This is a genomic window from Sporolactobacillus terrae, from assembly GCF_019930545.1.
Taxonomy (GTDB): Bacteria; Bacillota; Bacilli; order Bacillales; family Sporolactobacillaceae; genus Sporolactobacillus; species Sporolactobacillus terrae.
In genome coordinates, this window is record NZ_CP082837.1 from 3,166,806 (window position 1) to 3,180,904 (window position 14,099).

Below are 14,099 nucleotides of genomic sequence, written 5' to 3' on the forward strand. Positions count from 1 at the left end.
AGCTTGTTCTTAATGCAAGCTAAGCAGGACGGTCATGATGATGATTGCCGCGGGTATGATCCAGACGAGGGGACGGGCCATGTTCACCGTATACCCGATACCGACGCGTTTTTCAATAAAAAGCGACGGATCGGAACGATTAAAGTAAAAGATGCCTCCAATCCATTTGTCATCATCATCCAAAATCGAACCGGATGCCGTTTTACGGCGCACGAAGCGGGCGTGAATGAGGAACATGGCAAGCATTAGCCCGAAATCAAGCACGCCGATGATAAGAAACCAGACGTAATGAACGTGGAGCAGGGGGCTTGCGACCATTAGAAAAAAGATGGACTGGGTTGCTAGGCAAAAAAGGATTAGAATCAGGTTCAGCATTTTGCGGTATGCCGCATACCCTGGTGCGGCATTCGGATTTCCTTTAACGGATGCCGGCGCCCGGCGTACAAACAGGATCAGTGCGCCAAAGATCAGCTGGAAGAAGACCGGATTCAATACGGTCAACCACGATTTCGCTGCCCATCGATCCGGCCCGGTCAGCCCAAAATGAACAGGAATGGAATCAGGCATATAAGGATAACCGAAGCAGGCGACCACAAGTGTTGCAATAAAGAACGGGAGAAGCAGCAGCAGCCAGCGAAGCGGAAGGACGTTTTCGCGTGCGTTCCGACCGATCGCAACAGAAATTTTATTTGTGCTCAGCTGCGGATTCGGTTGAAGTTGTTTTTTCAGTCGGCGCATTCCCGTGTTGCCGCGGATGAAGAGAAGCGTTTCCAGCGCGAGGAGTGCAAAGAAGATCAAGTTGCAGGCAATCGCCAGTACGAGCTCCCGGCTGCTGAATAACCGTGCCACGATTAGGAGTACCAGCAGGATCAGCGCCGTACCGATACTTTCGATCAGATAGCGGCGCGTGATATTCTGAGCAGTCGGATGATTACGAACCTGATCATTAGCAAAGACAACGCCGAAAAAGACATTTTTGCGTGCAAACCAAGGCTGAGCGATAAAAAGACAGGCGACAATGAAAAATGTTCCAATGAGAAGTAATGAGCTCATGATTCGGTTCCCTCCAGTTTTGTCATAAGCGTAGTCAATGATCTGGTGCAGGACGGCGCGGCAATGCTTTATTCGACCGCCGACTGCACAAAGATTTTGGGCGACGTACTGAACGTTTCGCAGAAAGCGGCATACAAAAAAGCACCAAGATGCAGGAACGGCATCATTCTGTACCCGCCAATTCGTCGTACAAATGATCAATTATTTTATGGAGCACAGCGCGGTCAACACGTTCTGTGACCGCCGCGTGCACCATGTCTTTAAGCGGCACGCCGTATTTCCTTAAGAAAGCAGCCGTGCTTTGAGCGGTTTTGCCGGCTTTGATGAATGTTCCGCGTCGTCGCTGAATATCAATAAACCCTTCGCTTTGAAGCAGTTGATACGCTTTGTTCACAGTATGGAGATTCACGCCAAGTTCGGAGCCAAGCACGCGAACCGAGGGCAGTGTATCGCCGTCCTGAAGTTTTCCCGAGGCAATCCCGGTGACAATCGCATCGCGTATTTGCATATAGATCGCTTGATCCGAGCTGAAATCAATCGACAGAAGCATGATCGAACACCTCTTTGTTCTATCTGTTATACTAAGTGTATAACAGATAGAACAGAAGATCAAGATCGAGGATGATTGAAAACAATTAAGGTTTGCCTATAAATCAGAGAAAATGGAATGAGAAAAGAAATGGAAGAACCGGCGCAAAGGGTAGTCGCCAATTTGGATGTCGTGGATAAAGCCAAACAATACGAAGTGTTTAATCGAGATACTGAATCAGCCGGTCGAAAGTCTGGTAATCATTAAATGGCTGCTCAGCGCGACCGTTTGCGGTGGTTTTCGATCTCAGTAAAGAGTTTCGCTTCTTGCGGCTTTTTTTTCTGTTGGGAGGGGAGCTGAACACGCAAGGCTTTTGCGATCACCGCAAGATCCTGCTGCAGTGCAGCAATATCTTCTTTTGTCGCCGGACGCTTCTTTTGAACGAGCAGGCAGGCAATTTGCCCGCTCTGTTCCACCGTCGCCATTTCGATATCTTCAAGCCGCTCGACACCGTTTTGCCGCAACTGCATTTCAATATGGTCGACCGTCATTTTCATTTTTCGCAAACGTCGCGTGCGCAGTTTCCCATTTTTAATAATTATTTTTGCATGTCCGGAGAAAAGCGACTCCGCCCAATCCCATTTCAATTGAAGCTGATCGATGACAAACAGTGTAGCAACAAAAATAACCCCAATGGCAAAGGACAAGGTAATGCTTTTGCCGCTCACCGGTTGGACGAGCATTGTCCCAATAGAAATCATAATAACGGTTTGCGGAATGGTCATCTGCGAGATTGACTTCCTTCCGGAAACCCGTATTAAAAGAACACCGAACAGAAGGATAACGACCGCTTGCCACAGCCAATTGGGATGAAAATCAATCACACGCATGAATCCGTTCATAAACAGCCCTCCGTTACGTCTTGCACTTAGTTTGACAAAGCAGATTGCTTTTATACAGAACGGGCCTGGCATCCGGAAGCACGATAACTCTTCCAAGTGCAAAGCAGAGCGGTTATACTAAAGGAAACTTACAGAAAATTGAAACGGGGTTGGAGAACGGAATGGAAATCAAAACAGTGGCAATCATTGGGCTCGGTGCGCTTGGCATGATGTACGGAAAACAGTTTGCGGACCATCTGGGGAACGATGCGGTTCGTATTGTCGCCGACAGGCGCCGCATTGAGCGCTACAAAAAGGAGGGCGTGTACTGCAACGGAGAACCCTGTGCCTTTCATTATGTGGATGCAGACGAGCAAATGGAACCGGCAGATCTGCTGATTTTTACCGTTAAATACGCCGGGTTGGCGAAGGCGATTGAGAGTGCACGCAATCAAGTTGGGCCGAATACAACGCTCATCTCATTTTTGAATGGAATCAGCAGCGAGCAAATGATCGGTGAAGCATTTGGCTTCAAACAGCTGCTCTACAGCATTGTTGCCGGGATGGACGCATCGAAAATCGGCAATCAATTGACCTATACGAAAATCGGTTTTGTCAGCTTCGGCGAAAAGGATGACGCGCGTACAGAAAAGGTCGCTGCGCTTCAGCAATTGTTTGAGAAAGCGGAGATTCCTTATGAGATTCCCGCGCGCATGATGCACAAAATGTGGAGCAAGTTGATGGTCAATACCGGAGTCAACCAGTCGACCGCCGTTTTTGCGACCAACTACGGAGGTATCCAAGTGCCGGGCAAACCGCGCGATACGGTGATTGCAGCGATGAAAGAAGTGATCAAGGTGGCCAATGCGGAAGGCGTGCCGCTGCGCGAGTCGGAAATTGCCGGTTGGCTGAAGATCAACGATGCGCTCAGCCCCGAGGGAATGCCGTCCATGCGCCAAGATACGCTGCAGCATCGCCCGACCGAGGTTGATCTTTTCGCCGGTACGATTCGCCGACTCGGCAAAAAGCATAGGATTCCAACACCGGTGAACGACTTTCTTTACACGCAGCTTTGTAAGATTGAAGCAAGCTATTCATAAATAGAAGGAAGCAAACCGCATGTGCGTGAGTTAAAGCGAAACGGTGAAAAGTAAAAGCAAAAAACCGAAAAGTAAAAGCGAACCCCGCGAAAATTAAAGCGAATGAGCACAGGGTTCGGCTGCAAGCCTTTGTGCTTGGTCGATCCTCAGTGATGGTGATAGGATTTGAGTGGAGGCGATTGATTTCGTGAATGAAAAGCTAGCGGAAGCGATTAACCAATTGAATGAACGCGAGAGTAAGCGGATGCTGTTGCAACTGTTTCAGGAAGCCGAAATGACCGAACAGAGTTTGTTGGATGAGCGGCAGCTGACAAAGCGAATCTGCCGCATGTATAAAGATCTGATCCGGTTGCAGCCGAAGCAGCCGCTGGCTGAAGAGGCCTTGAATCACCGGCATATTGCGTTTGGCGATTCGGTTGCCGGGAGTCTGAGGTATGGGCTAAGCAGCATTAAGGTTCGAAGCGAACGCGTCCTTGCCATGGCAACAGACCTTTCAAACGGACCGTTGGCAAAACTGGACGAAGCAGATGGAGTGCGCCATCGAAACGCATGGCTCAAAACGTTCATTGACGGATGTTCCTTTGATGAGGATGACCTCGACGCGCTGACGAATCAACTTGAAGCGATCAAAGCCATTCCTGAGCATGTGCCGGTTACCGTTTGGGCATCGGATAATGCTTGGGAGCAGTGCGGGCTCGCTCTCGTTGCCTATCTTTTGCGTGACCGCAAGAATCCCATTCGGGTCATCAATCCTTCTGCTTACGAAAAACAGCTTTTTGAAGAATTTGGAGAGGGGACACACTCGGCGTATAGCGGCGAACTGGCTCCGGAGACGTTGGCGATGCTGTTTAAAAAATATGCGCAGAAGCCGCCATTGACTGAAAATGAGCGCCGCCAACTGGAAAGTGAATGGCTGCGTGTGTCTGCCGATCCTGCAGTGCTGCGCATCTGGGAAAACGAACACGTGCAACCGATGTCGCCGGATTACTTTGACGCCGAAATTTTGCGACATGCACGCCGGCTTGCTCGTCAAACGGAAACCCGCAAAGGCTTTCTGTGCGTGCGTTTAATCGGCGAAGTGATCGGTGAGCTGCATGATAAACAATGGGTCGGTGATACCTTTATTTATTGGCGCATTAAAAAACTGATTGAAGCAGGAAAATTGACGGTGAATGCATCTCCCAAGCAGATACTGCATATGAAATTAACCCTTAATAAGGAGTGAATTCCAGTGATCGATCTTTTCACACCATGGACGTTCAAAGGCTTAGATTTAAAAAATCGTGTCGTCATGCCGCCGATGTGCCAATACTCCGTCGAGAAGAAGGACGGCATTGCAACCGACTGGCACTTCTTACATTATGTTAGCCGGGCAATCGGCGGCGCCGGAATGATCATCATTGAAATGACCGATGTGGAGCCGGATGGCCGAATTACCGACAATGATCTCGGGCTCTGGTCTGATAAGCAGATCCCGGCGTTAACTCGGATTGTTGATGAATGCCATAAATACGGCGCGAAGGTGGCGATTCAAATCGCCCACGCCGGACGCAAAGCAGAGGACGCAGCAGTACCGGTTGCGCCATCGGCAATCGCGTTTAATGAACACTATAAAACGCCGCGTGCGCTGACAACCGAAGAGGTGAAAGCGATGCCGGAAAAATATGCTGCGGCGATTGCACGTGCAGTAAAAGCCGGGTTTGACGCCATTGAGCTGCACGGCGCTCATGGCTACTTAATTCATCAGTTCCAATCCGCGTATACCAATAAGCGCACCGATGCGTACGGCAACGATTTAGCGAAATTCGGTGTTGAGGTTGTGCAAGCGGCAAAAAGCGTCATGCCGGCCGACATGCCTCTGATCATGCGCATTTCAGCAATTGAGTATGTAGCCGGCGGCTATGGTCTGGATCATGGTATTGCGTTGGCGAAAAAGTACAAAGAAGCCGGCGTCGATGTGTTCCATGTCAGCGCCGGCGGTGAAGGACCGATTGCGGCAGCCGGTAAGCCAGGCACGCATGCGGCTTACCAAGTGCCGTTTGCTCGCGAAATCAAGCAAGCGGTCGGCACGCCGGTGATTGCCGTCGGTCGTCTTGAGGATCCGCAGCTGGCCAATGCGGTGATCGGCAATGAAGAAGCTGACCTGATTGCCGTCGGACGCGGCATGCTGCGCAATCCGTACTGGGCGCTGCAGGCGGCATCCGAGCTGCATAAAGAGACCGAGCTGCCGCGCCAGTATCGCTATGGGTTTCCGTCACTGAGGCATTAAATAAACGCTTGTTTAAGCTTCTCCTCTGAAGGGGAAGCTTTTTTTTGTGCGCATTTTGCAGCCGTTTTCTTGCTGGCTGCAACGGATGCGCTCCAACCGTGTCGGTCGCTTCACCCAACGATCAATTTTCACAAACGCTCGTTTAATTAAAAATAATGTTGTTGAATTCATAGCGTGTTCATAAAGCGGCGCTATCCTCTTCAATAGGATGTTGTGGAGTGTGCGCCGATCCACGATAAGATTGAGATAAATGAAGGAAAAGGAGTTTCGTGTATGACTGAGAAGAAACAACCCATGGATATCGATGGGAAAGCGTATAATCGAACTTTTTTAATTGTTATTTTGCTGGTCGGGGCGTTCTGTACTATTCTGAATCAGACGCTGCTTGCAACCGCACTTCCGGATATTATGAAGGATTTTGATATTTCTGCGGCGACAGGGCAGTGGCTCACGTCCGGGTTTCTGTTAATGAACGGCGTAATGATTCCGGTAACGGCACTGTTGATCAATAAAATCAACTCGAGAGTATTGTACATTGGTGCTTTGATCCTTTTTTTGGCGGGAACGGTTACGGCGGCGCTTGCCCCCAATTTCTCGGTGCTGCTTGTCGGGCGTTTGATTCAGGCTGCCGGTGCCGGAACGATGATGCCGCTGATGCAGACCATCTCGTTGTTAATTGTTCCAAGGGAAAAACGTGGGGTGATTATGGGGCTTGGCGGCCTTGTTATTGCCTTTGCGCCAGCGCTCGGACCGACACTTTCCGGATGGATTGTGGATCGTTATGATTGGCGAGTGCTTTTCGAGATGATGATTCCGATCGTGGTGGTCGTGATTATTCTTGCGTTTGCAGCGATGAAAAAAGTTGTGCCGCTCACCAATCCGCGTATTGATTTTCTGTCACTTGTGCTGTCAACGCTTGGCTTTGGCGGAGTTCTTTATGGATTCAGCAGTGTTGGCAACTACGGCTGGTCGGATGGCCGCGTGGTGTGGCCGCTGGTCGTTGGGGCGGTCTTTACCGTTTTCTTTGTTTGGCGGCAACTGGTTGCAGAGGAGCCGATGCTGGAACTGCGGGTGTTCAAGTCGCCGATCTTTACGCTATCGGTGGTAATCAGCAGTATTGTCATGATGGCGATGATCGGTGCGGAGCTTGTGCTTCCGCTGTATATTCAGAATATCCGCGGCGAGAGTGCGCTTAACTCCGGACTGATGCTGCTTCCGGGCGCGATTATTATGGGTCTGATGAGCCCGGTCACCGGGATCATCTTCGACAAGATCGGCTCGCGCAAGTTGGCGATTACCGGTATGTTTTTGCTGACAGTAGGCACGCTGCCGTTCATGTTCCTGACCGAACATACAAGCTTTACGTCAATTATCGTGCTGTACGCGGTGCGCTTCGTTGGCATTTCCATGGTGATGATGCCGGTGACGACCGCAGGGATGAATGCCCTGCCTGATTCGTTGATGAGTCATGGGACTGCCGTCAACAACACGATTCGTACGGTGGCGGGTTCAATCGGAACAGCCATCTTGATCAGTATTTTGACGAACGTGACCAAAAATGATTCACCAAGTAAACAGTTGATGCATACCCATCCATCGCAATATGGGAAGCAAATGCTTGATGCAGCGCTTAATGGGATGAACGCGGCATTTATTGTTGCGATTTGTTTCTGCGTGCTGACGCTGATTTTGACCTTCTTTATTAAAGGGAAAAACAAACAAGCGGTTGAAGCGCAAGGAGCGGATTGAGCGACACAGTCGGCAAGACTATTTTACGAATAGGGAGTGAATCGTTTGGTTTTATATAGTTTAAGCGTCGGTGTTGTGCTCTTTGTCGTGTTCATTTTCACGGGCGGAGTAAAGAAATTTGCGAGATACCGCTGGCTGCACTACGGACTGGCCGCTGTTTCCTTGATCGTCTTTCTCGGCAGCGAGACGTTGTTGATTATGAATGAACACAATCATTTCGGGATGACCACGAAGGTAGAGACGCAAAAAGTGCCGATCTATTCAGCCGCCGGAACCGCAGCAGCGCAGGGCCCGTTTCTGCTGCTGAATCAGGCTGTCGGCAAGGATCGCCTATATCTCTACAATACGAGCAAACAAGGCAAACCGAAAATGAAGCACACGGCGATTACGGACAAGAGTGTCGTCAAAAAGACCGATCAGCCGGCTTATCTGGCGATTGAAAAGAAACGCCGTGTATTCAAGAACAATCGCTTTAAGATGCTGTTTGCCTATAGCGGCAGCAATGATGTAGTGGTTTCTACGCGCAACGTCTTCTACGTTCCGGAAAACCATCAAGTGATGAGCGTCAAAGAAATGAAGAAAATGCAGAAAGCGATGCAAAAGAAGCAAGCACTGAACTAAAAAGATACTGAAGATCGTCCTCCATAATGTGGCGGGCGATTTTTTGGTTTACCTGCGACTTTAACGTATGGGCCGCACCAAACCCAAAGCGCACTGAAACGGATTTGGCTGCAAGGGACAATTCGGCCGCATTTTATGAGTGTAAATCGGTGTATTGAGCCATACTACGGGTCAGGAGACTTTGGACGAAGGGACGTGGGACAATGGCTGCCCAAGCGCATGCAAGGGATTGTGAGGGGAAGCCGTATAAACGATGGGTTCTGGTTGCCGTGCTGCTTCTGGGAACGTTTTGTGTGGTCGTCAATCATCTCATGATCGTTACAGCGCTGCCGGGCATCATGCATGATTTTCATATTGATGCCGATACCGGGCAATGGCTGACTTCCGGGTTCCTGCTGACGAACGGGATTATGATTCCGGTTACCGGGATGCTGATGCACCGGATTAATTCAAAGCGGCTATTCATGGCTGCGATGCTGATTTTTCTCGTGGGTACGATCATCGCGGTATCGGCACCGAATTTTCCGCTGCTTTTATGCGGGCGGGTTGTTCAAGCGGCAGCGACAGGCATGGAGATGCCGTTGATGCAAACCATTCTGCTGCTCATTTTTCAAAAACACGAGCGCGGTTTGGCCATGGGTTTGGAGGGGCTGGTGCTGGCTTTGGGACGGGTTGTCGGACCGGCAATGGCCGGCTGGGTGATGGATCACTTCAACTGGCGCATTCTTTTTTGCTTGTTTCTGCCGGTTGTTCTTGTGATTTTACGACTGGCGTCCAAATCCATGCGCAATGTTGTGCCGCTTGATCCGAAGCGAATCGATCCGCTCTCACTGCTGCTGTCAACGCTTGGGTTCGGCGCGCTACTGTTTGGATTCAGCAGCGTCGGGCATCACGGCTGGAGCTCGCGGCTGGTTATTGTTAGTTTGGTTATCGGTGCCGGCTGCGTCAGTCTGTTCATTTGGCGGGAACTCACGATTGATAACCCGATGCTCAATCTTAAGGTTCTGCGTTCACCGCTTTTCTGTTTATCGGCAATCATTTGCGCAGTGGTGATGATTGCGATGTTCGGTGCCGAACTTATGCTGCCGCTCTATATCCAGAACGTACGCGGGCAAAGTGCACTGTTTTCCGGCCTGATGATGGTGCCTGGTGCGGCCATTATGGGTCTGATGTGTCCGCTCAGTGGGATCGTTTTCGAAAAAATCGGCGTTCGCAAGCTGGCAATCACGGGAATGGGCCTTCTAACGATGGCAACAATTCCATTTGTTTTTTTAACCATGTCAACGGAGATTGGTGCGCTGACGACGCTCTATGCGGTTCGGCTGCTTGGCGTTTCGCTTGTACTGACGCCGATCACAACTGCGGGAATGAATACCTTGCCTGAGGAATGGATGGGTGACGCAACCGCCGTTACGAACACGTTACGAACCATTTGTGGTGCAATCGGAACTGCGGTCTTGATCAGCGTGATGTCCGATGTCACCAAAAGTGAAATGCCGGCAAAAACCATGTTCGGCATCGATCCGCACCTCAATCGCGTATTAAAAACAGACGCCGTACTGAACGGTGTCAATGCAGCTTTTTTAGTTGCGCTCGGCTTCTGCATCGTTGCCTGGGCGCTGACTTTTTTTATCAAAGAAAAGCCGCGCAGCGATTCATTTGATCAGGATTGACCGCCAGGCATATGGAAGCGCATTATCAGCTGCGGACAAACAACAAACAAAAGATCAGCTGGCCGAGGAAAATACACAAAGGATCTTCCGCTTGGATGTGTTACTGAGTTTGTGCATCGTAAGGGATTCGACCTCTGCTAACGATCATGGCTTGACAGTTTTTTGGGAATTCTTATAAAATGAAAATTGTCGCTTGCTTTATGACTTTAAAGCAAGCGACATAAATAGAGAGAAAGGAATTAATGATGATGGGTGCAACAGAAAAGAAAAAAACGGAACTAAAACGTGGTTTGGCCCCGCGCCACATCATGTTGATGGCCATGGCCGGGATGATCGGCACCGGCATTTTCAAAGGAAGCGGCGACACGCTGGCGATTGCCGGCCCAAGTGTGACGATCGCATACCTTGTGTGTGGGCTTATTTTATTTATTGTCATGGTCGCGCTTGCCGAGATGGCGATTGCTTATCCAGGGCTGAACATGCAGCACTTAATGCATAAGGCATTTGGCTTTCGGGTATCAATTATGATCGGCTGGCTATATTGGATCAACTGGATGATTGTAACGGTTGTCGAGGTGCTGGCGGCGGGAAGTTTTCTTCAATATTGGTTCCCGAGTGTTCCACTTTGGGTACTTGCCGGTCTGTGCGGCCTGTTCATCGTTGGCATAAATCTTTTTCAAGTCAGCCTTTACGGCGAATTTGAATTCTGGTTTGCAGGGATCAAGATCGGGGCGATTATTGTCTTTATCATCCTCGGATTCTTAATCTTGTTTGGTGTGATTCCAAGTCCTGCCGATCCGGTGAAAAATATCTTTGGTCACGGCGGCTTTTTCCCAAATGGTTTTGGTGGAATGATTGCCGCATTTCTGGTCGTTATTTTTTCTTACGGCGGTTCGGAAATGATTGGACTTACGGTAACCGAGGCAAAAGAAGTGGAGCATATTCTGCCTCGAGTGATTAAAAGCGTTGTCTCACGGGTTGCTTTATTCTATATTTTGCCGATCCTTATTATTTGCGGCATGATGCCGTGGAGCAGTGTTTCCGCGACAGAGAGCAGTCCATTTGTACAAGTATTCGAGACAGTCGGGCTTCCGGGTGTCCCGCATTTGATGAACTTTGTGCTGCTGACTGCCGTGCTGTCCGCAGCCAATTCCGGGATCTACGCAACAACGCGTACCCTTTATGCGATGGCTGAACGCGGCGAGGCGCCGGGTTTTGTCCGTAAATTGTCCAAACACGGTGTCCCGCTGGGCGGGATTGCGCTGACGACCAGCTTTTTAGCTATAGGCGTTTCACTTGCCTATTTTTCTCCGGCTCAAATCATCAATCAGCTGATGAGTATTCCCGGATTCACGGTATCTTTAGTTTGGATTGCCATTTGCGCTGCAGAATTAAAACTGCGTCCGCATTATCCAAAAATGCCTTTCTTTAAAATGGCGGGCTTCCCATACATGACCTTTGTCGGCTTGATTGCACTCGTTCTGATTTTCCTATCGTTTGTGTTCAATCGCGCTAATCTGACTGGAACGCTGACCTGCCTCGTCATTATGGCTGTACTGATTGTCATTTCGTTTCTTGTGAAAAAAGAAGGACGCGAGACGGAAAGCGAGCAGACTTTGTAAGAAGCAGATGTGAACAATAAAATCCGCATAAAAAGGCGTCTCAGAAGTTTGTTTTTGACTTCGAGACGTCTTTATTGTGAACCATAGATGATGAATCAAGCGGAAGACGGGCAAGAAAGACCTCTTGCGCGATGGGGTACACGTTTGATGCCTGTGGTTTCCGTATTTTAATATGTAGTTACAACTTCACTATGGCGACAGATCACGGTCTATTTTAATAATTTGATGAATTCTATAACTTTTTTATTGTCGCCTGTATCAATGGACACGTGCTTTGTATTTTTAGTAATCGCTGTGTAGAATTTTTTTCCAGCAGGATATTGCCCGTCCCAGCGTAAGGGGACGTTGTAGACATTGATCGTGCCATCCCCATTGCTATGGTAGGTTACTGAGCCATCGACTAAGCGGGAACCGGCTAACTGGATCACATCTTCCGGATAGTTGGCACTGGTGGTGTCATCAGGGTTAAGTGGTGTACCGGCTGAAATATGACGTACATATAATCCCTCAATGTTCTGGTTCGCACCAAGTTGCAGCCAAACGCGAGCGTATTCGATTTCCTTAACAGAATACTGAGCTAGTGTTTCTGTTGACTCATTATTGCCTGCACTTGAGGTTGGTTTATGTTCATAATTTGTACTGCTGGGTTCAGATTCTGCATCGGTGGTTGAACCTTTTGATTGAGAAGGATCATCGCTACTTTGCACGGAGTGATCAGGTGTTGCCTGATTCTTGGCTGGTGGCTGATGCGTTGAGGATTGACCGCAAGCAGACGTTCCGACGGCTAAAACAGTTAAGAAACATGCTGCGATAAAAATTTTGCTTTTCTTCACGGGTGCGGGTGCAACTCCAATCTTTTAAAATAATACTTAGAATAGTCTAACATAATAAAAAAGAGATGACGATCCATGTAGATCTGCATCTCTTTTTTATGCGTCATAAGGTATCGGCGCGGCCGGTCCTGCGAAATAGGAGGAGGGGTACGGCTTCGGCTGCGGGCCCGCTTCGTTGGGCTGCTTTTGATTGGTGCAGCCGACCGGTGGACCGAGAATGGTAGACTGCTGAATGGGCGCAACGGTTTGAGCATAGGCGGACGGATCAACACAATAGGCACGGTTCATGACTTCTGCCGGTATGACGCGTAGAAAATCGGAACCAAAGACAACGTCCGGAGTCGGCTGATCAAAGATTGTCAGTAGGTGCACGTCATCCGTCAAGGCAAGGATCCAGTGGAACCATCCTTTCGGCAGAACGCACACCTGACCTGGATTGAGACGATAGGTCATCACCTTTTGCGTAAATGGATTGAACACCGATGTGACCACCGTACCGCTGATCACGAAGACCATTTCAGAAGCATTGGTGTGCCAGTGCGGCTGAATAATGATTCCGCGCGTCATGCGGGCGTTGAAAAAACCGGTTTTGATTGTCGGAAGCTGCGGCCCGAACAGCTGGAAAATGTAGTTGTTTGCATCGCGTTGTTCCGTAACGGTTCGCATCGAATCGCCGAACAGGGTAAAAGACGGGTCGGATGGATTAACCGGCATAAGCATCATCCCTTTTTGGTTCATTTCTCTCTACCTTATGCCTGAAGCCGGCTAAGGGTGAAACGCCTATTCATTCGGTTCGACGTGTACATGGACCTCGAAGACGTCATATTTATCCATCAATACGGCTTCAACACGCGAAGAAATGCGATGGGCCTCGCGCAAGCTCATGTCCGGGTTGACAACGATGACTAAATCAATAACCGTGTTATTGCCATATTTCCGCCCACGGATATCGCGTACACCTTCAACGCCGGGCACCGAATGCACCAAATGGTTAAAGGCATGCAGCGTTTTGTCATCAAAGCCGTCCGACAGATGATATGAGGATTCTCTGAAAATGTCCCAGGCGGTTTTGCAGATGAGCAGTCCGATTACGAACGCTGCCGCCGAGTCCAGCCAGTTTAAGTGGATTTGTGCACCGAAAATACCGATACTGGCGCCAATGCTCACGCAGCCATCGGAAAAATTGTCCTTGGCTGCAGCAAGGACCGAAGTGCTGCCGGTTTTCTTGGACAGCCGTTTATTGTATGCGTAAACGGAGAACATGATCGCTGCACAGAGCAGGCCAATCCAAGCGGCGAGCAGATCCGGGCGTTCTTCATGCCCGTTAAAAATGGATTGCGCGCCGTCGAAAAGCACTTGAACACCAACCGCCATCATGACGAATGAGGCAAAGAGCGAGGCGATGGTCTCGCTTTTCCAATGCCCATACGGGTGGTCGCTGTCAGCCGGACGCTGGGAAAGTTTCAAGCCGATCAGCACAGCAACCGAAGCGAAAATATCGGTGACATTGTTAAAACCATCGGCACGAAGCGCGCGCGAGCCCATCGAAATACCGACAAACAGCTTGAGCGCAGATAAAATCAAATAGGTGATGATACTTATGATTGCACCGCGTTCACTTAGTTTCAGGTTCAAATATCGGTCTTGAATCATAGCGGACACCAGACTTTCTTTTCATAAAAAGATTGTGAATCATTTGTTATACTAAGCGCAACATTTCACCGATACCCCATAAACAAATGAATGAATCTGCATGTGGAGGTTGGTTT

The 14,099-nt window shown here is 49.4% G+C and carries 13 protein-coding genes; 7 read left to right on the forward strand and 6 right to left on the reverse strand.

Annotation, left to right across the window (positions count from 1 at the left end):
• Positions 1-9: 9 nt before the first annotated feature.
• The 3 genes from K7399_RS15255 to K7399_RS15265 form a co-directional block, all read right to left on the reverse strand.
• Positions 10-1,053: a DUF1648 domain-containing protein gene (locus K7399_RS15255; RefSeq protein WP_010023775.1), complete on the reverse strand. Its 1,044-nt coding sequence runs from the start codon at positions 1,051-1,053 to the stop codon at positions 10-12.
• A 163-nt stretch (positions 1,054-1,216) separates the two neighbouring features.
• Positions 1,217-1,603, reverse strand: a complete 387-nt coding sequence (locus K7399_RS15260; RefSeq protein ID WP_010023776.1) for a GntR family transcriptional regulator — start codon at positions 1,601-1,603, stop codon at positions 1,217-1,219.
• A 254-nt stretch (positions 1,604-1,857) separates the two neighbouring features.
• Positions 1,858-2,484 carry a DUF421 domain-containing protein gene (locus K7399_RS15265; RefSeq protein ID WP_010023778.1) on the reverse strand — a complete coding sequence of 209 codons (627 nt, stop codon included), beginning with the start codon at positions 2,482-2,484 and terminating at the stop codon, positions 1,858-1,860.
• Between the two features lie 161 nt (positions 2,485-2,645).
• On the opposite strand from K7399_RS15265, the gene K7399_RS15270 reads away from it, so the two are divergent.
• The 7 genes from K7399_RS15270 (at position 2,646) to K7399_RS15300 (ending at position 11,497) form a co-directional block, all read left to right on the forward strand.
• Entirely contained in the window at positions 2,646-3,563 is a 918-nt protein-coding gene (locus K7399_RS15270; RefSeq protein WP_128166006.1) for a ketopantoate reductase family protein, read from the forward strand.
• 187 nt (positions 3,564-3,750) lie between these two features.
• Complete coding sequence (locus K7399_RS15275; protein WP_128166007.1) at positions 3,751-4,788, forward strand: DUF1835 domain-containing protein; 1,038 nt, start codon at positions 3,751-3,753, stop codon at positions 4,786-4,788.
• Between the two features lie 6 nt (positions 4,789-4,794).
• A complete protein-coding gene (locus K7399_RS15280; RefSeq protein ID WP_128166008.1) occupies positions 4,795-5,832 on the forward strand; it encodes an NADH:flavin oxidoreductase/NADH oxidase in 1,038 nt (345 codons plus the stop codon).
• A gap of 273 nt (positions 5,833-6,105) precedes the next feature.
• Positions 6,106-7,581 (forward strand): MDR family MFS transporter, encoded by a 1,476-nt coding sequence (locus tag K7399_RS15285; protein ID WP_028982615.1) that lies wholly within the window; start codon positions 6,106-6,108, stop codon positions 7,579-7,581.
• Positions 7,582-7,626: 45 nt separating this feature from the next.
• Positions 7,627-8,202 (forward strand): DUF4811 domain-containing protein, encoded by a 576-nt coding sequence (locus K7399_RS15290; protein WP_051577962.1) that lies wholly within the window; start codon positions 7,627-7,629, stop codon positions 8,200-8,202.
• 203 nt (positions 8,203-8,405) lie between these two features.
• A complete protein-coding gene (locus tag K7399_RS15295) occupies positions 8,406-9,875 on the forward strand; it encodes an MDR family MFS transporter (protein WP_128166009.1) in 1,470 nt (489 codons plus the stop codon).
• A 245-nt stretch (positions 9,876-10,120) separates the two neighbouring features.
• A complete protein-coding gene (locus K7399_RS15300; protein ID WP_128167263.1) occupies positions 10,121-11,497 on the forward strand; it encodes an amino acid permease in 1,377 nt (458 codons plus the stop codon).
• A gap of 209 nt (positions 11,498-11,706) precedes the next feature.
• Here K7399_RS15300 and K7399_RS15305 read toward each other — a convergent pair whose 3' ends face one another.
• The 3 genes from K7399_RS15305 to K7399_RS15315 form a co-directional block, all read right to left on the reverse strand.
• Entirely contained in the window at positions 11,707-12,330 is a 624-nt protein-coding gene (locus K7399_RS15305; protein WP_128166010.1) for a hypothetical protein, read from the reverse strand.
• Positions 12,331-12,426: 96 nt separating this feature from the next.
• Positions 12,427-13,068 carry a cupin domain-containing protein gene (locus K7399_RS15310; RefSeq protein WP_414625722.1) on the reverse strand — a complete coding sequence of 214 codons (642 nt, stop codon included), beginning with the start codon at positions 13,066-13,068 and terminating at the stop codon, positions 12,427-12,429.
• A gap of 42 nt (positions 13,069-13,110) precedes the next feature.
• Complete coding sequence (locus tag K7399_RS15315) at positions 13,111-13,983, reverse strand: cation diffusion facilitator family transporter (RefSeq protein ID WP_028982620.1); 873 nt, start codon at positions 13,981-13,983, stop codon at positions 13,111-13,113.
• Positions 13,984-14,099: the final 116 nt, after the last annotated feature.